Annotated in this window: 17 protein-coding genes; 8 read left to right on the top strand and 9 right to left on the bottom strand. The window is 45.3% G+C overall.

Going from position 1 to position 14,955, the window contains the following annotated elements; all coding sequences use genetic code 11:
- Positions 1 to 11: 11 nt before the first annotated feature.
- The 6 genes from ICN43_RS04505 to ICN43_RS04480 all read right to left on the bottom strand — a co-directional run bounded on the left by ICN43_RS04505 (position 12) and on the right by ICN43_RS04480 (position 3,039).
- Positions 12 to 476 carry a tripartite tricarboxylate transporter TctB family protein gene (locus ICN43_RS04505; protein ID WP_216197408.1) on the bottom strand — a complete coding sequence of 155 codons (465 nt, stop codon included), beginning with the start codon at positions 474 to 476 and terminating at the stop codon, positions 12 to 14.
- On the bottom strand, positions 473 to 1,453 hold the full coding sequence (locus ICN43_RS04500; RefSeq protein ID WP_216197407.1) for a tripartite tricarboxylate transporter substrate binding protein: 981 nt from the start codon (positions 1,451 to 1,453) through the stop codon (positions 473 to 475). Before ICN43_RS04500 ends, ICN43_RS04505 begins: the two co-directional genes overlap by 4 nt.
- Before the next feature lie 61 nt (positions 1,454 to 1,514).
- Positions 1,515 to 1,892: a fluoride efflux transporter CrcB gene (gene crcB / locus ICN43_RS04495; protein WP_216197406.1), complete on the bottom strand. Its 378-nt coding sequence runs from the start codon at positions 1,890 to 1,892 to the stop codon at positions 1,515 to 1,517.
- A gap of 8 nt (positions 1,893 to 1,900) precedes the next feature.
- A complete protein-coding gene (ygiD, locus tag ICN43_RS04490; RefSeq protein ID WP_216197405.1) occupies positions 1,901 to 2,680 on the bottom strand; it encodes a 4,5-DOPA dioxygenase extradiol in 780 nt (259 codons plus the stop codon).
- A 9-nt stretch (positions 2,681 to 2,689) separates the two neighbouring features.
- Positions 2,690 to 2,827, bottom strand: coding sequence for a hypothetical protein (locus ICN43_RS04485; RefSeq protein ID WP_174221123.1), 138 nt, complete (start codon positions 2,825 to 2,827; stop codon positions 2,690 to 2,692).
- A gap of 44 nt (positions 2,828 to 2,871) precedes the next feature.
- Positions 2,872 to 3,039, bottom strand: coding sequence for a hypothetical protein (locus tag ICN43_RS04480; RefSeq protein ID WP_015421675.1), 168 nt, complete (start codon positions 3,037 to 3,039; stop codon positions 2,872 to 2,874).
- Positions 3,040 to 3,067: 28 nt separating this feature from the next.
- On the opposite strand from ICN43_RS04480, the gene ICN43_RS04475 reads away from it, so the two are divergent.
- Together ICN43_RS04475 and ICN43_RS04470 are read left to right on the top strand one after the other, a co-directional pair.
- The gene (locus ICN43_RS04475) at positions 3,068 to 3,730 is read left to right on the top strand and encodes a site-2 protease family protein (RefSeq protein ID WP_216197404.1); all 663 of its coding nucleotides are present in this window, start codon (positions 3,068 to 3,070) and stop codon (positions 3,728 to 3,730) included.
- A gap of 59 nt (positions 3,731 to 3,789) precedes the next feature.
- Positions 3,790 to 4,242 (top strand): cytochrome c, encoded by a 453-nt coding sequence (locus ICN43_RS04470; RefSeq protein ID WP_216197403.1) that lies wholly within the window; start codon positions 3,790 to 3,792, stop codon positions 4,240 to 4,242.
- Here ICN43_RS04470 and ICN43_RS04465 read toward each other — a convergent pair whose 3' ends face one another.
- On the bottom strand, positions 4,243 to 4,923 hold the full coding sequence (locus tag ICN43_RS04465; protein WP_216197402.1) for a cytochrome b/b6 domain-containing protein: 681 nt from the start codon (positions 4,921 to 4,923) through the stop codon (positions 4,243 to 4,245). It abuts the gene before it with no gap.
- Between the two features lie 44 nt (positions 4,924 to 4,967).
- On the opposite strand from ICN43_RS04465, the gene ICN43_RS04460 reads away from it, so the two are divergent.
- Positions 4,968 to 6,173 (top strand): MFS transporter, encoded by a 1,206-nt coding sequence (locus ICN43_RS04460; RefSeq protein ID WP_216197401.1) that lies wholly within the window; start codon positions 4,968 to 4,970, stop codon positions 6,171 to 6,173.
- A gap of 7 nt (positions 6,174 to 6,180) precedes the next feature.
- On the opposite strand, the gene ICN43_RS04455 is transcribed toward ICN43_RS04460, so the two are convergent.
- On the bottom strand, positions 6,181 to 7,122 hold the full coding sequence (locus ICN43_RS04455) for a 3-hydroxyacyl-CoA dehydrogenase family protein (RefSeq protein WP_216197400.1): 942 nt from the start codon (positions 7,120 to 7,122) through the stop codon (positions 6,181 to 6,183).
- An 84-nt stretch (positions 7,123 to 7,206) separates the two neighbouring features.
- Between ICN43_RS04455 and ICN43_RS04450 the strand changes: the two genes are divergently transcribed.
- The 4 genes from ICN43_RS04450 (at position 7,207) to ICN43_RS04435 (ending at position 12,143) form a co-directional block, all read left to right on the top strand.
- The gene (locus tag ICN43_RS04450) at positions 7,207 to 8,136 is read left to right on the top strand and encodes a 2-hydroxyacid dehydrogenase (protein ID WP_216197399.1); all 930 of its coding nucleotides are present in this window, start codon (positions 7,207 to 7,209) and stop codon (positions 8,134 to 8,136) included.
- Between the two features lie 12 nt (positions 8,137 to 8,148).
- Positions 8,149 to 9,075, top strand: coding sequence for a dihydrodipicolinate synthase family protein (locus tag ICN43_RS04445; protein ID WP_216197398.1), 927 nt, complete (start codon positions 8,149 to 8,151; stop codon positions 9,073 to 9,075).
- Positions 9,076 to 9,103: 28 nt separating this feature from the next.
- Positions 9,104 to 10,054, top strand: coding sequence for a TAXI family TRAP transporter solute-binding subunit (locus tag ICN43_RS04440; RefSeq protein ID WP_216197397.1), 951 nt, complete (start codon positions 9,104 to 9,106; stop codon positions 10,052 to 10,054).
- A gap of 76 nt (positions 10,055 to 10,130) precedes the next feature.
- The gene (locus tag ICN43_RS04435) at positions 10,131 to 12,143 is read left to right on the top strand and encodes a TRAP transporter fused permease subunit (protein WP_216197396.1); all 2,013 of its coding nucleotides are present in this window, start codon (positions 10,131 to 10,133) and stop codon (positions 12,141 to 12,143) included.
- Positions 12,144 to 12,221: 78 nt separating this feature from the next.
- Here ICN43_RS04435 and ICN43_RS04430 read toward each other — a convergent pair whose 3' ends face one another.
- Positions 12,222 to 13,355 carry a mandelate racemase/muconate lactonizing enzyme family protein gene (locus tag ICN43_RS04430; protein ID WP_216197395.1) on the bottom strand — a complete coding sequence of 378 codons (1,134 nt, stop codon included), beginning with the start codon at positions 13,353 to 13,355 and terminating at the stop codon, positions 12,222 to 12,224.
- Positions 13,356 to 13,717: 362 nt separating this feature from the next.
- Here ICN43_RS04430 and ICN43_RS04425 point away from each other — a divergent pair, with 362 nt between their 5' ends.
- Positions 13,718 to 14,935 (top strand): M23 family metallopeptidase, encoded by a 1,218-nt coding sequence (locus ICN43_RS04425; protein WP_216197394.1) that lies wholly within the window; start codon positions 13,718 to 13,720, stop codon positions 14,933 to 14,935.
- Positions 14,936 to 14,955: the final 20 nt, after the last annotated feature.

Below are 14,955 nucleotides of genomic sequence, written 5' to 3'. Positions count from 1 at the left end.
GCGATCTTTAATTAAAAACTAAAGTTAACGAGCGGGCCTAAGTCAACACCAAGAATCGCAGAGAATAAGGTCCAAAAAGCACCGGCAATAGCCAAGACCATCAAGATCGTTCTGATATTAAACTTGGCATCAAAGGCCATGGAGACCCCAAGACCACAAAGCGTTGCTGGTATTAAAAAGCCAATTAATTTGGTAAGCAAAATAAAGGCAAAACCGCCGCCCAGCAAGTACAAAACCCGTCTTGAACCACCGGGTAATGGTCGCTCTTCTTCCTGATGAACGCAATCAGGAGCCTTGCTGCCGATTGCTGAAAGCAAGTAAAAAACACCCAGCAAGGAGAGTAAGCCAACCAGTATTGAGGGGGCCAATACTGGACCCACCTCAGAGTACATAGTTGACTCAGGAATACTCAAGACCTGCCAAACTGCTACCCCGCAAAACACCAGCAAGAAACTGGCGACTAAGCGGGTATTCATGCAAGACCTAATTCTTTTAAAACGGTCTCGGTTTCAGCAATATACTTTTTGATCTGCGCTTCAAATGCAGCACCGGCAACAAATGCATCGGCCCACTTTCTCTTCTCCAAAGTTTCAGCCCAGCCCTTGGTATCGTGCATTTTGGTTACTAAATCTACTAGAGCGGCTTTCTGGGCTGCATTAATGCCAGGAGCTCCGAAAACACCGCGCCAATTTGCTGCAGTTACATTCACACCCAATTCTTTTAAAGTTGGTACGTCAACACCAGGAATACGTTTATTACCTGACACTGCAAGTGCCTTCATCTTGCCAGCTTTAATCTGCTCTGCAAACTCAGAATAGCCAGAGATACCTGCAACCACTTGGCCACCCAAAATAGCTGCATTAGCTGGACCGCCGCCAGCAAAAGCTACGTAGGCTGCATCTCTTGGATTCTTACCAAGCGCCTTAATAACTAAACCGAGTAACTGATGATCAGTTCCACCAGCGCTACCTCCAGCTACAGAAACAGCTTTAGGGTTAGCTTTAATTGCCTCCTCAAACTCTTTCCAAGTCTTAATTTTTCCATCAACCGGAACCACAATAATTCCAGCCTCTTCAGTTAAGCAAGCGATTGGAGTGACATCAGCCATTGTCACTGGACTCTTATTGGTTATTGCCGCTCCAACCATTACAGAGCCACCAACCATAAGTGCATTACCTTGACCTTTACGTTGATTTACAAAACGAGGTAAACCCACCATACCACCAGCACCGCCTACATTCTCAAACTGAAAGGAACCAACTAGTCCAGCATCTTTAGCTGCCACCTCAATCGCTCTTCCAGTGCTATCCCAACCGCCACCAGGAGCCGCTGGAATGAACATGTTGATAGATTCAAATAAGGGCTTGCTTTGAGCGAATACAAGCGAAGGCATGCTGCTTGCTAATGCAAAAGCAGAGCTGTAATTTAAAAATTCTCTACGAGATGTCTTCATTTTTTATCCTTATTTAACTTGGTGAAATACTGCAAACATTGAACAAACTATACCTAAAAATTTATCGAAAAGAGTGAAAAGTCCAGATCCCAAGGAAAGTTAGCGCCAGAGAGCCTAAGACATGCAGCAGTGCTGTAACCAGGGCCCAAGCTAACTCCCCACGCTCAATAAATGCCACAACCTCTACAGAGAAGCTGGAGAAGGTGGTCAAACCACCCAGAAAACCCGTTATTACAAATAACCTCCACTCCGGCGAGAGGTTTGGGTTGCTGCTAAAAAAAGCAAGGGCGATGCCAACGAAGTATCCCCCAACCATGTTCGAGATAAAGGTTCCCAAAGGAAATGTCGAGGCAATGCCTACGGTAAGAACATTAAAAACTGCTCTCAGCAATGCACCAAGACCAGCGCCACAGAAAATTGCAAGAGTAGATGGCCACATATACAGTGTTATTGGATTGAAAAAGTGAGCATACTAATAGAGCTCATCTCGATGCCGTCTACCAGCACCTTAGGTGTCTCACCCTGCTCTTGAAGGCCAAGCACATACAGGGCGGGCCAATAATGCTCTGGGGTTGGAATGGACAAATGGGCTGCATCTCCCAATTGCTCCCAATCAATTAATGTCTGATGGTGACTTGCCTTCATCTCTGAGATAAAAAAATCATTGAACTTTTTAGCCCAGGGATAGGGAGTTGCATCCTCATCCCAGTGAATAGTGCGTAAGTTATGCACCACATTGCCGCTGGCCAGAATCAAAATGTTCTCATCCCGCAAAGGACGTAATTTTGCAGCAAGCTCAAAGTGCTCCCGCGCAGACAGGGAGCCATCCAAACTCAACTGCACTACGGGAATATCAGCATCGGGATAAAGGTATCTCAGAACAGACCAAGCTCCATGATCAATACCCCATTCATTTTCTTCAAGCACAACAGGAATGCCCAATAATGCTTTTACGCGATCCGCTAGCGCGGGACTACCGGGCGCTGGATACTGAATATCATACAAAGCCTGCGGAAATCCGCCAAAGTCATGAATTGTTTTAGGTTTTGGCATTGCGGTAACCCACACTCCACGGGTTACCCAATGGGCCGAGATGACTAAGATGGCATCTGGACGTTTAAGCGATTTACCAAGCGTGGCCCAACTTGCTGTGTAACGGTTGGGCTCGATGGCATACATCGGACTGCCATGGCCAGCAAATACTGCAGGTTGGCGATGGCTAGTCATTAATTCAGATTAGCCGAATACGTAACCAGTATGAGCTGCAACCAACGCAAACAAAATAGCCAAGCTAGTAGCTGCCGCTAACATCACGATCAAGGTGATAATTTTCTTATTGACTTCGTCTTTCGACTCTTTATGCCATTCGTTCATGCTAAATCCTCATTAGACACATTAATTGATAGTGTGATTATCCACTATCGGCCGCGGCCAGCCTTACGCATCATGGCTTTTCCGCCACCAAAGCCTGCCTGAGGCCGGCCGCCAGGACCAGATGGACCTTTTGGGGCTGGTGGACGGGCTACGGGCTTGGCTGCTACGGGCTTAGCCGGAGTTTTTGATTCAGGTTTTTTATCGTCAGTCACTTTTTGCTCCTATGGATATCATATTGCCATGATTACCGACTATTCTATCCAAGCCATCGCAATTAATGCGATTCCCTTGATTTTTGCCATTACTATCCACGAGGCTGCCCATGGCTACGCAGCTCGTCATTTTGGTGACAATACTGCCTATATGCTTGGTAGGGTCAGCCTCAACCCTATTAAACATATAGATCCGGTGGGGACCATCCTCATTCCTCTCCTATTAATTCTGAGTGGATCCCCCTTTTTAGTGGGGTATGCCAAGCCCGTGCCAGTCAATTTTGGGCGTTTACGGAACCCGCGCATTGACTCCATTTGGGTGGCCTTGGCAGGACCAGGCTCCAATTTCATTCAAGCCCTCGTTTGGGCCATTCTCCTGATCATCCTCTTTGGTTTTGGCGTGAATGAGCGATTTCTCCTGTCAGTGGCTCAAGCGGGGATCACCTGGAACTTAGTCTTGCTGGTATTTAACCTCTTCCCACTCCCCCCATTAGATGGTGGCCGCATTCTTGCCAGCCTATTACCAGCTCGACAGTCCATCGCATTTGGAAAACTAGAGCCCTACGGTTTCTTTATTGTGCTGGCCCTCATCTTTACAGGTGTCATTGGCAGCTTATGGATGGAGCCTTTGACAGCATTTTTTAAGGGTGTTGTTTACTTTGTCACACTTCCCCTGCAAATGCTTTTCTGAAGTATTCTAAAAGTCCAAACTTATCAACAGTAACCCACTGACCTCACTGGAGCTTAACCATGAAACTCAAACATTTAATTTTGGCCGCTATCGTACCCACACTAGTCGCTGGAACTGGCATTGCTTATGCGCAGTTTAAAAAACCAGAAGACGCCATTAAATATCGTCAGAACGTATTTAATGTCATGGCCACTTCTTTTGGAAGGATTGGCGCAGTAGTTAAAGGTGAAGCGCCATTTAACAAAGATGAGGTTGCCAAAAATGCAGCTGTTGTTGCAATGCTGTCCACTTTGCCATGGCAAGCATTTGGCCCGGGTACTGAAGGTGGTAATGCGCTTCCAGCAGTATGGTCTGATAACGCCAAATTCAAATCTGCTGGAGAAAAAATGCAAGTTGCAGTAGCCAATCTCAATACTGCAGCACAGTCAGGCGATCAAGAGGCAATTAAAAAGGCTTTTGGTGCAGCTGGCGCGACCTGCAAGGGTTGCCATGACGACTTTAAGAAAAAGTGATCAGCCAGTAATGAAGTAACCCAGAACCACTGCAATCAAACTTAGCAGCAATAAAGCAAAGCCACGTTGTAGCCCTCCATCTTTGGAGGCTTGACCCAAGTCAGCAGGTAGATATTTTGCCTCCTCGCTTGGGTCAATTTCCTTATCGCCTAACAACATCGGCTTGATTAAATTTTCACTTTTAAATTTTTGGTAATACAAAATTGCGCAAAGATGAAGCGCAATTAGAGCAATTAAAACCCATTCATTTGCATGATGAATCGAGGTCATCAGTCCAACCACGCCATTCGAAACATACTTTGCAAATGGTCCCTCAAAAGCAATATCGTCATTTGCAAAAAGGCCTGTCACTGCTTGCACGCCAACTGACAATAAAAGAGCTAAGACAGATAAAGCGCCCAAGGGATTATGGCCAAGACCTGCTTTAGTTTTACCAGATAGATAGCCAAATAATCCTGTTGGGCTTGGCATGAAATTAGTGAACCGAGCATGGTAAGAACCGACAAAGCCCCAACAGATTCTAAAGACAATCAAAGTCAGGACGCAGTAGCCGACACGCCCATGAAGCTCCATCGCATTACCACCAATCTTGACAGTAATAAAGCTAAGAACAATAGCGATCAACAAAAGCCAATGAAACAGGCGAATGGGCAAGTCCCAGACACGAATGATTTTCTTCATATCTGAAGAATAAATCACAACTGGCTTTAGAATGGGCAAAATTTATGAAAACCAGCCAGGCCTTTAAAACTCTTCTGATTTATCGCATAGGCACGACTTTAAGCTATCAAATTATGATGGTTGCAGTTGGCTGGCATTTATATGAAATTACCAATAGCGTAATCTCACTCGGCCTAGTAGGCCTAGCAGAGCTGGTTCCTTATTTTGCATTGGCACTTTACGCTGGGCATGCGGTAGATCGCCACTCCCGCAAAATCATTGCTGCAATCTCCTGCCTGCTTCATGTTGCAGTTGGAATATTTTTAGCCCTGATTGCATTAGATTGGCTTACTCCACCGGTTCCGTTGGTTTACACAGCAGTAGCATTTTTAGGTGTAGCTCGCGCCCTATTGAGACCCTCCTACCAAGCCATCTTTGGGCAAATTATTCCCAGAGATCAAATGGCTAGATATACGGCCTACGCGTCATCAGCATTTCAAATTTGTGTTGTGGCTGGACCGGGCCTAGGTGGACTGATGATTGGATTTGCTGGTCTTGAGTGGACTTATGGTTTAGCTGCACTAAGCGGCGCTATTGGACTTTATGGGATCACTTTTATACGCATCACACATGAAAAACCTGAAGGCGTAAATGCAAGCTTCTTGCAAAGTTTATTTGAGGGTTTTAGTTATGTCAGAAAACATGATCTGATTGTAGGAATCATGCTCTTAGATATGTTTGCCGTTCTATTGGGCGGAGCTGTATCTATTCTTCCAGCCTTTGTTAAAGAGGTGCTTAACGCTGGCCCAGAAACACTTGGAATTCTGAGAGCAGCGCCAGCAGCCGGAGCAGTCCTCACAGGTCTTTACTTGGCACGTCGACCTCTACTCGAGGATTCTGGTAGGCACCTATTTTTATCCGTAGGTGGCTTTGGCCTTGCCATTATTGCTTTTGGTCTCTCGAGCAACCTTTGGCTCTGCGCACTTTTTTTATTCATCTCCGGTTGCTGCGACTCCATTTCGGTGGTGATTCGTAGCAGCATTATGCAATTAACCACTCCAGATCATATGCGCGGTAGGATCAGCGCAATCAATGGCATCTTTATTGGCTCATCAAATGAATTAGGTGCACTTGAATCAGGAATTGCAGCTAGCTTAATGGGACTTGTTCCATCGATCGTATTTGGTGGAGTCGCAACTATAGTTGTGGTGTTACTTACCTATCAACTTGCGCCCCAACTGAGAAAACTCAATCTCAAAGATCTGGCATAGATTCTCATTACTTGATCTCAGGCAGATCCTTTTGAATAATCTTCAAGCCCTCACGTAATGCCTCTTGGTAGCGCTCCCGCTCGGCTTTCATTGTCTCCGCTGTCCAAGAATAAAATCCTTCGCCTGTTTTCATACCCAACTTGCCACTCGCAATACGATCACTTAAGCACTTGGCAATCTCAGGAGAATTATTCAGAGAGGGGTAAATTGTTGTACCACCTGCACCATGCACATCCAAACCTGCATGGTCACGTTGCATTGCAGGTCCCGCGGCGATATAGCGAAAGCCAAAACCAAAGCGCACGGCCTTATCAATATCCTCTAAGCTAGCAATACCAGCATCAACCATGGCAAAGGCCTCTCGAGATAATGCGTGCTGCAAGCGATTCGCTAAAAAGCCCGGTAAATCTTTTTTAACTGAAACTGGCACCATGCCGCAAGCTGTCATCAAGCGCGATAGGCTATCACCAACCATAGGGGAGGTCTTTTCTCCATAAACCACCTCAACGCAAGGCACTAAATGTGCAGGCATAAAAAAGTGCAGGCCAATCATTCGCGCTGCCGTTTTCAAGCCCCTTGAAATATCGCTAATTGGGAAGCTAGTGCTATTACTAGCTAAGACTGCCTCAGGTTTTGCATATTGTTCTAGCTTTGCAAACAACTCTTGCTTAATATCCAAACGCTCTGGAACGCACTCAATGACCAAATCTATTTCCGACCAATCCACCTCCTCCAAGGAGCCAGCTGTAGAAAGCAAATGGAGGCGATGCTCATAACCTAAATCAATCATGGTGTTTGCAAAGTAATCCGGCAGAAGTGCACGACGCTCGGTGGTGGGCTCCACTACCTGAACCGCGCACCCTCCACGTGCACAAACAGCAGCGACATCGGCACCCATGGTACCGCCACCGACGATGACTACTTTAGTTTCTGCGGGCGTAAACAACATTTCAATCTCTCCTTCAGTGGCAAAATAAGGATTACAAATCCTTTTACAATACTTTCATTATTCCAATAAAAAAGTAAGCGAGACATGATCCCAGTCAATTCAGTGCTGCAGGTCGGGCAATTTCCAGAAATCATGCAACTGGAGATCGATCAGCGGCTGATTACAAGCAAAATGCTCGACCCTCAGGGCAAAATTCCAGATGGAAGTTTTACCGCAATTCTGACTCGTTCAAATACACCACTTCCAAAAGAGCTATTTGAACAAATGCCGAGCGTAAAAATGGTTGCTACCTGCGGCGTGGGTTATGACAACCTTCCTCTAGACTTTCTCAGCACCAGGGGAATCAAGGCCAGCAACACCCCGGGAGTGCTAAATGATGCAGTATGCGAACTCGCTATTGGCATGCTGTTTGGCTTACTACGCCGCATTCCCGAAGCGCAGGAATTTGTAAAGAGTACCGCTTGGTCTCAGGGCCCCTTCATTATCACTAGCACCCTGGCAGGCAAGTGCGTTGGGATTGCAGGAATGGGTCGTATTGGGCAAGATCTGGCAAAGCGCCTAGAGCCATTTAAGGTCAAACTAGCCTATACAGGACCCAGAAAAAAAGACTTGCCCTACGAGTACCACAGCAATATCCAGTCTCTGGCAAAAGCATGTGACATTCTGATTCTTGCTTGCCCGGCTAGCCCGGAAACAGAAAAAATGATTGACGAGGTAGTCTTGGAGGCCTTAGGCCCTTTGGGCTACCTCATTAATATTGCACGGGGTAGCATAGTCGATGAGGCTGCCCTTTTAGTTGCACTGCAGCAAAAAAAGATTGCTGGCGCAGCGCTTGATGTGTTTGAAAATGAACCAAATCCGAACCTAAAGTTCTTAAATCTTGATAATGTCTTACTAACGCCTCATATTGGAAGCGCAACTGCTGAGACGCGACAATTAATGACAAATTTAGCAATAGATAATTTAGAAGCTTTTTACAATCAACAGCCACTTCTCACCGAAGTAATCAATTAAACCGGAGCAAGCATGACAATTTCCCTTCACCCTTCCACGCTACCTGCAGTGCTCTCGCCTGTATTGACTCCATTCAAAGAAGATGGCAATCCAGATGCACAGAAGTTGCTCAAACAATGCCAATGGCTTGAGTCTAATGGTGTTGGTCAAGCCATCTTCGGCACGAACTCTGAAGCTAATTCAATGTCTGCTCAGCAGAAAATGAATACGCTTAACGCATTGATTGAAGGTGGTTTAAATCCTGCCCACATGATGCCTGGCACGGGTGCTTCATCTATTGATGCGACAGTCAGCATGACTCGACATGCAGTTCAGCACCAATGTGCCGGCGTTTTGATGCTGCCGCCGTTCTATTACAAAGATGTTACCGATGATGGTCTCTTTGCTTACTTCTCCGAAGTGATTCAAAAAGTTGGCAATGAAAGATTGCAAGTTTATATTTACAACATCCCACCAGTCACCAAAATTAACTTAAGCCTTTCCTTATTGGAGCGCTTAACTAAAGAGTATCCAAAAACTATTGTTGGCATGAAAGATAGCTCTGGTGATTGGGCTTATACAGAGTCCGTAATCAAGCTCTTGGCACCATCAGGTTTCCGCGTATATGCTGGTAGCGAAGTCTTTCTCATGCGAGCCCTTCGTGCCGGCGGAGTTGGATGCATCTCTGCTACAGCTAACGTAAACCCTAGGGCGATTGCTGAATTAGCTGCTCATTGGAGGGAATCTGATGCAGATCAACGTCAAGCAAACTTAGATCAAGTACGCTCAATTTTTGCTCAGTATCAAATGATTGCTGGGATGAAAACTGCAGTTGCACACTATAGTAAGGATTCTGAGTGGCTAAGAGTACGCCCACCACTGATGCAGCTGAGTGCAGAGCAGCAAGCCAAGTTGCTGAGTGAGCTACAAAAGATGAATTTCAGTATGCCGGGCCTTTAATTTAATAGATACAAAACAGGAGACAAAAATGAAGCTTATAAAAGTAATTGCCGCATCAATCACTATGTTGTTCGGTGCTGCGCAGGCACAAAACCTTTCTATCGCAACTGGTGGTACTGGTGGCGTTTACTACCCAATGGGTGGAGGCCTAGCCTCAGTATTATCTAAGCATGTACCAGGAATGTCAGCAACTGCTGAAGTGACAGGCGGCTCAGTTGATAATTTAAAGCTCGTTGGTACCGGTAAACCTTATGTTGGTTTCTCAATGGCTGATGCTGCTAAAGATGCTAAAGATGGTGAGGATAAGTTCAAGGGCAAGCCAGTAGATTTACGTAACTTACTGATACTGTATCCAAACCTCATGCACGTTGCTACCGTGGAATCTACTGGCATTAAGACTATGAAAGATCTCAAAGGTAAGCGTGTCAGTACAGGCTCACCGGGAAGCGCTACTGAAGTAATGGCTTTTCGCTTGTTAGAGGCTGCAGGGCTGGATAAAGACAAAGATGTCAAGCGTGAGCGTTTGAGCGTCGCAGAATCTGTTAATGCTGTAAAAGACCGCAAGATTGATGCCTTCTTTTGGGTGGGTGGCTTACCAACTGCCGCTGTTACCGATTTAGCAAACAGTCCTGGCATGAAAATTGTCATGGTAGACACTAATGCTGAAGTTCCTGCTATGAATAAAAAATATGGCAATCTTTATTTCCCATCCGAGATTACAAAGCAAACTTATAGCGGCATGGAAAAAGATAACAAAGTTGCAGCGGTTGCCAATCTTTTAGTTGTTAACGCTTCCATGTCTGATGCAGAGGCATACAAAATTGTTAAAGCTATTTTTGATAATCAGCTTGAACTTGTCCGCTCACATGCTGAGTATAGAAATATCAAGTTGGAGAACCAAAAAGCAAATGCCTCACCGATTGCTTATCATCCAGGCGCTTTAAAGTACTTCAAAGAAAAAGGTATCAAAGTTAACTAAGCCATATTGGGGTGAGTTAATCTCACCCCTTCTGCGTTAGCGCTGTATATAAATATAAAAATAGACTGGTTAAGACATGAACCAAAATGTGATTGACAACGAAACCCAAGAAAAATTAGATGCCTTCATTAAGCAAGAAGAGGGCGACTCTAATGACTACAAAGGTCTGCTGGCTATATTCATTACGCTGGTAGCAATAGGCATGTCTTTGTTTCATTTATATGCAGCCTACTCAATCGTTCCAACGCATCAACTCAGAGTCATCCACGTTGCCCTAGTCTTGTTTTTAGTGTTCTTAAGCTTTCCTATTGCCGCTCGCTTTAAAAATAAGTTGAAGTTTTGGGATGTTTTATTCGCCATAGGCTCAGTTGTCATCGCCTATTACATTCTGGTTGGCGGCGATGAACTCATGGACAGAAATACTGCCCCAAACTCTACTGATGTCATGGTTGGCATTGCTCTCATCCTACTCATCCTAGAGGGCGTGAGAAGAACCAATGGCATGGTACTCGTTACCGTTACAGTGCTTTTCTTGCTATATGCCTTCTTTGGCAACTACCTTCCTGCCCCATGGACCCACAAAGGTTATGACTTAGATCGACTCGTGGGTTATATGTACATGAGCCTTGAGGGCATCTATGGCACCGCAGTCGACGTCTCTGCAACCTTGATTATTCTTTTCACTATTTTTGGTGCCTTTTTGCAATTTACGGGCGCTGGAAAATTCTTCATCGACTTCTCTTTTGCGGCAATGGGTGGCAAATCATCTGGAGTGGGTAGAACGATTGTCTTGTCCTCATTCCTCATGGGTGGCCCATCAGGTTCAGGTGTTGCAACTACCGTAACAGTCGGCTCTGTTGCAGCTCCTATGCTTGAAAAGGTGGGTTACGAAAAAAATGCTGCGGGCGGACTTCTGGCTGCGGGCGGACTGGGTGCGATCATCTCACCACCAGTATTGGGGGCAGCTGCCTTTCTGATTGCTGACTTCCTTAAAATCTCCTACTTAGATGTGTTGCTGATGGCAACCATACCCACGATTCTGTTCTACCTCGGCTTGTTTGTCATGGTTGAAATCGACGTACGTAAGTACGGCATGAAAAATATTCATTTTTCATCAGCAGAAAGCGCCTGGCAGTTAACGAAAAAATATTGGTTCCATTTTTTCTCTCTAATCTCTATTGTAGTTTTTATGATGTTTGGCTTCTCGCCAGTGATGTCAGTCTTTTGGGCTACCGTTGTTTCTGCGCTGTCTAGTATGTTGCGAGAAGATACCGCAATCATTCCATGGGCCTGGTTTAAGGGCAAAGAACCTATACTCTCTGGTCTTTATAAATCCAGCTTATCGAAGGCACTCTCGTCTGGTTCTACAGGCGTATTAGCGATTGCAGCCACGTGTGCGGGTGCAGGTCTAATTGTTGGTACTGTTACTCTAACTGGCCTGGGTCTTAAATTTAGCTCCATCGTAATTCAATATGCGGGAGGCTCATTACTGCTAACGGCCATCTTTACGGCATTGATTGTTTGGATCGTTGGCCTCGCGGTACCGGTAACTGCTTCCTACATTATTTGTGCCGTGATAGCTGCGCCGGCACTCATCAACTTAGGTGTGCCTGCATTTGCAGCACACATGTTCATTTTCTATTACGCCGTGCTATCAGAGGTATCGCCTCCAACAGCCTTATCTCCATTCGCTGCAGCTGCAATTTGTAAAGGCAATCCTTATAGAACTACTCTACAAACCTGGAAATACGTTGCCCCAGCAATTTTGGTGCCATTTATGTTTGTCCTTGATAAATCAGGTGTGAGCTTACTGTTGATGGGATCAACCAGTGCTCTTGAGCAAGCAGATTGGATACAGATTGGATGGATTTCATTTACTGCAGTGGTAGGTATCATTTGTTTAGCTGGCGGCTTGCAAGGTTGGTTTATTGAGAAAACCAAAGTATTTGAGCGTGTCATCATGGTGATCTCCGGGGTGGCATTAGCCTACCCCTCCACGGAAGCTGATCTCATTGGTTTTATTGGATTTGCTTTGGTACTCATCACCCAACTTATTGCTCACTACAAACTCAATCCCAAATCCACCTGAACATATTGAAGTAGTTTAAGATCGTAAAAAATCCCGCCTCTTGTGCGGGATTTTTTATTGTCGAGAATTGCAACTCCATTAGATAATCTTTGTCCAAGCAGACTTACCAGCGTATTTTTTGATAGCAGTTTCATCAAACTCAAATCCCAAGCCTGGTGTCTTATGCAAGATCAAATCACCATTCTTGAAGGTGAGCTGCTTATTTATTAATCTACGGAAGTTTAAGACCTGATCATCTAAGAAAAACTCTACAAACCGTGCATTAGGGGTTGCAGCCACCAAAGGTGCATGCAAATCATGCATCCAGTGTGGGCAAACAATCACCCCTTTTAAATCGGCATACGCAGAGATACGGCGCCACTCAGTGATGCCGCCGCACACCGCTGCATCAGACTGCAAAATAGTGGTGCCGCCAGCATCAATTAACTCCCTAAAACGCCAGCGACCAGCTTCCATCTCACCAGTGGCTACATTAATCTTGGTTTGGCGTACCAGAGCGGCGTGCAAATCAATTGCATCAGGAGAAAACGGCTCCTCAATCCAGTAAGGGTTATATGCCTCAAATCGACGAATGTACTCTAAGGCAGTCGGCAAATCACGCCAAGCATTATTCGCATCTAGTGTCAGTAACACATCCTCACCTACAGCCTTACGAGCAGCCTTAACACGCGCTTCCTCTTCACTTGGGGAGAGGCGCCCTACTTTCATTTTGACAGCCTTAAAGCCTTGTTTAACGTAGGACTCCATCTCCTTACCCAGCTTAGCAGGCGTCTTACCATCGAGATAATAGCCCCCGCTGGCATAAGCCGGAACTCGGTCATCCACGACTGATCCTAGGTATTGGTGAAGAGGTAACTTTGCAGCACGGGCATTTAAATCCCAAAGCGCAGTATCTAGAATCGAGATCCCACGCATCACCGCACCAGCGCGCCCTTGCAAAATTGACTCGTTGTACATTTCCATCCAAAGCCCTTCGCTACGATGACTATTTTGACTAATGAGCTTTGGGGCTAATAATTGCTCCACGGCAATCTTGGCAATATCTCCGCCAGCACTACCAACGTAGCAAAAGCCAATACCCTCGTTACCATCCTTGCCCCGCACCTTGACCAAGCAATAGTGACGCTCTGACACCGTCCTGGTGGAAAAGGAGGTGACCTTGTCTAAAGGGACCGCAACTGCTGCAACAGATACTGACTCAATAATGGGCATGAGAATTCCTTTGATCAAAAAATTATTGTATCTACAACTTTTGCCACTTTCATTGACCCACTTCAATAGATAAATGCTGCACTACAGCATAAAAAACTATGTAGGGAGGAACAATATTGGATAATTGGATAGTGAAAAAAATAGTGAGCCGCTTGCCCTACTTATTGAAAGTCGCAACCCAAATTCTTGGGCTCTCTCTGATCGTATGCATTTCCTGCGCTCAAGCTCAACAAGTAAATCAAAATAATAAAACCAGTAAATCCAGTAAAACTCCTCAAGTAAAACAAAAGGTCGTAATTTCAAATAACAAACAGTCTGGCATCAGGCTTCAGGAAAATTCGCTCAATCAGTCATCCAAAGGCATGAGCTTAAATCCTGAACAGTTTAAGCGAACTGAAGATGAATATAGCAATGATGCTGGTCCGAACTTAGACTACCGTGTTCAGCGTGGCTGTATACGGCGCAGCTTAAACGAGGGAAATCTTCCGAGTAATTTAGGCCTGAGCGATAGTAATTTCAATGATTTTTTTAAATCCCAAACTAAAGGGTTTTTTGAGCGAATGCGAGGCGATTGCATACCTTACGCCCTAGCCTTAGGAAATCGCAATCGCTTTCAATCTCTCAGCATCATGAACGGACCCTTGCAAGATGCCAAAACAGAGATTTGGACTTTTACACCATCGGCAGTAGGTAGCTTTTTAATACAGCAAGATTATCTAAAGGATGAGTCCAAGCGTTTTACTGAAATTCAACTACCGCTAAGCGATGTTTTATATGACCCCAAAAAGGTGGGCGATAAATTACCCGTTGAGCTAGTTTGGGAATTGAATTCTGTAATCAAGCAAATTTATCCAGAAGAAAATAATGCCCTAGAAAATACAAATAGTCTTGTTCGATTGATTGTGGATTTTGGCGATAAAGAACGCTGGGCACAAATTTGGGCCGCAGAAATTATCGATCCAGCATCTGGCGAAATTTTTTCAAGTGCATTTTGGGTTGATAGAAGCGATATACCAGGCGGCTTCTATACAGCAGATGGTGAGTCTATTGAACGCACCTTCTGGACAAACCCCCTAAGCTATCGACGTATATCGCGAGGGGTAGGCAGCGTGAGAGCATCGAGTAAGAAACCTGTACCAGCGAAGAGCGGCGCTGCGCCTACCCCGGCTCCAAAGCAACGGTATCGCACTCACATGGGAATTGATTATTCAGCACCAACCGGCACACCTGTCTTTAGCGTGGCCACCGGCAAGGTTGTCCACTTGGGCTACAGCGGAGCATTTGGCAACCTTATCATCCTAGAACATCCAGGCAACTACCGCACTTACTATGCCCATTTAAGTAACTATAACGTCGAGCTAAAAGTTGGTAATGAGGTACGGCGTGGCCTAGAAATTGGTTATGTTGGATCAACTGGACGATCTACTGGTCCTCACCTGCATTTTGAGTTGAGAAAAGATGGCGTCTACGTTGACCCCTATGCCCAAAAAACTCAACTAGATTTATGGAATATGCGAGATAGCGATAGCGGATTGCTCACTAGAGAAATTCTATTGCTAGGCACACCCATCAAGAATTAAAGCTGAAAAAATAAAAAGGG

The sequence above is a fragment of the Polynucleobacter sp. UK-Mo-2m-Kol15 genome (assembly GCF_018881505.1).
In the GTDB taxonomy this organism is placed as follows: Bacteria; Pseudomonadota; Gammaproteobacteria; order Burkholderiales; family Burkholderiaceae; genus Polynucleobacter.
Note: the sequence above shows the minus strand (reverse complement) of the source record. Positions and strands in the feature narration are given on the sequence as shown.

What these genes read in the sequence shown, in the direction of transcription:
- ICN43_RS04425 (WP_216197394.1), top strand. Translation starts at nt 13,718, where the DNA reads ATGAGCTTAAATCCTGAACAGTTTAAGCGAACTGAAGATGAATATAGC.
- ygiD (WP_216197405.1), bottom strand. Translation starts at nt 2,680, where the DNA reads ATGACTAGCCATCGCCAACCTGCAGTATTTGCTGGCCATGGCAGTCCG.
- ICN43_RS04440 (WP_216197397.1), top strand. Translation starts at nt 9,104, where the DNA reads ATGAAGCTTATAAAAGTAATTGCCGCATCAATCACTATGTTGTTCGGT.
- ICN43_RS04430 (WP_216197395.1), bottom strand. Translation starts at nt 13,355, where the DNA reads ATGCCCATTATTGAGTCAGTATCTGTTGCAGCAGTTGCGGTCCCTTTA.
- ICN43_RS04470 (WP_216197403.1), top strand. Translation starts at nt 3,790, where the DNA reads ATGAAACTCAAACATTTAATTTTGGCCGCTATCGTACCCACACTAGTC.
- ICN43_RS04475 (WP_216197404.1), top strand. Translation starts at nt 3,068, where the DNA reads ATGATTACCGACTATTCTATCCAAGCCATCGCAATTAATGCGATTCCC.
- ICN43_RS04460 (WP_216197401.1), top strand. Translation starts at nt 4,968, where the DNA reads ATGAAAACCAGCCAGGCCTTTAAAACTCTTCTGATTTATCGCATAGGC.
- ICN43_RS04450 (WP_216197399.1), top strand. Translation starts at nt 7,207, where the DNA reads ATGATCCCAGTCAATTCAGTGCTGCAGGTCGGGCAATTTCCAGAAATC.
- ICN43_RS04500 (WP_216197407.1), bottom strand. Translation starts at nt 1,453, where the DNA reads ATGAAGACATCTCGTAGAGAATTTTTAAATTACAGCTCTGCTTTTGCA.
- ICN43_RS04445 (WP_216197398.1), top strand. Translation starts at nt 8,149, where the DNA reads ATGACAATTTCCCTTCACCCTTCCACGCTACCTGCAGTGCTCTCGCCT.
- crcB (WP_216197406.1), bottom strand. Translation starts at nt 1,892, where the DNA reads ATGTGGCCATCTACTCTTGCAATTTTCTGTGGCGCTGGTCTTGGTGCA.
- ICN43_RS04505 (WP_216197408.1), bottom strand. Translation starts at nt 476, where the DNA reads ATGAATACCCGCTTAGTCGCCAGTTTCTTGCTGGTGTTTTGCGGGGTA.
- ICN43_RS04435 (WP_216197396.1), top strand. Translation starts at nt 10,131, where the DNA reads ATGAACCAAAATGTGATTGACAACGAAACCCAAGAAAAATTAGATGCC.
- ICN43_RS04455 (WP_216197400.1), bottom strand. Translation starts at nt 7,122, where the DNA reads ATGTTGTTTACGCCCGCAGAAACTAAAGTAGTCATCGTCGGTGGCGGT.
- ICN43_RS04485 (WP_174221123.1), bottom strand. Translation starts at nt 2,827, where the DNA reads ATGAACGAATGGCATAAAGAGTCGAAAGACGAAGTCAATAAGAAAATT.
- ICN43_RS04465 (WP_216197402.1), bottom strand. Translation starts at nt 4,923, where the DNA reads ATGAAGAAAATCATTCGTGTCTGGGACTTGCCCATTCGCCTGTTTCAT.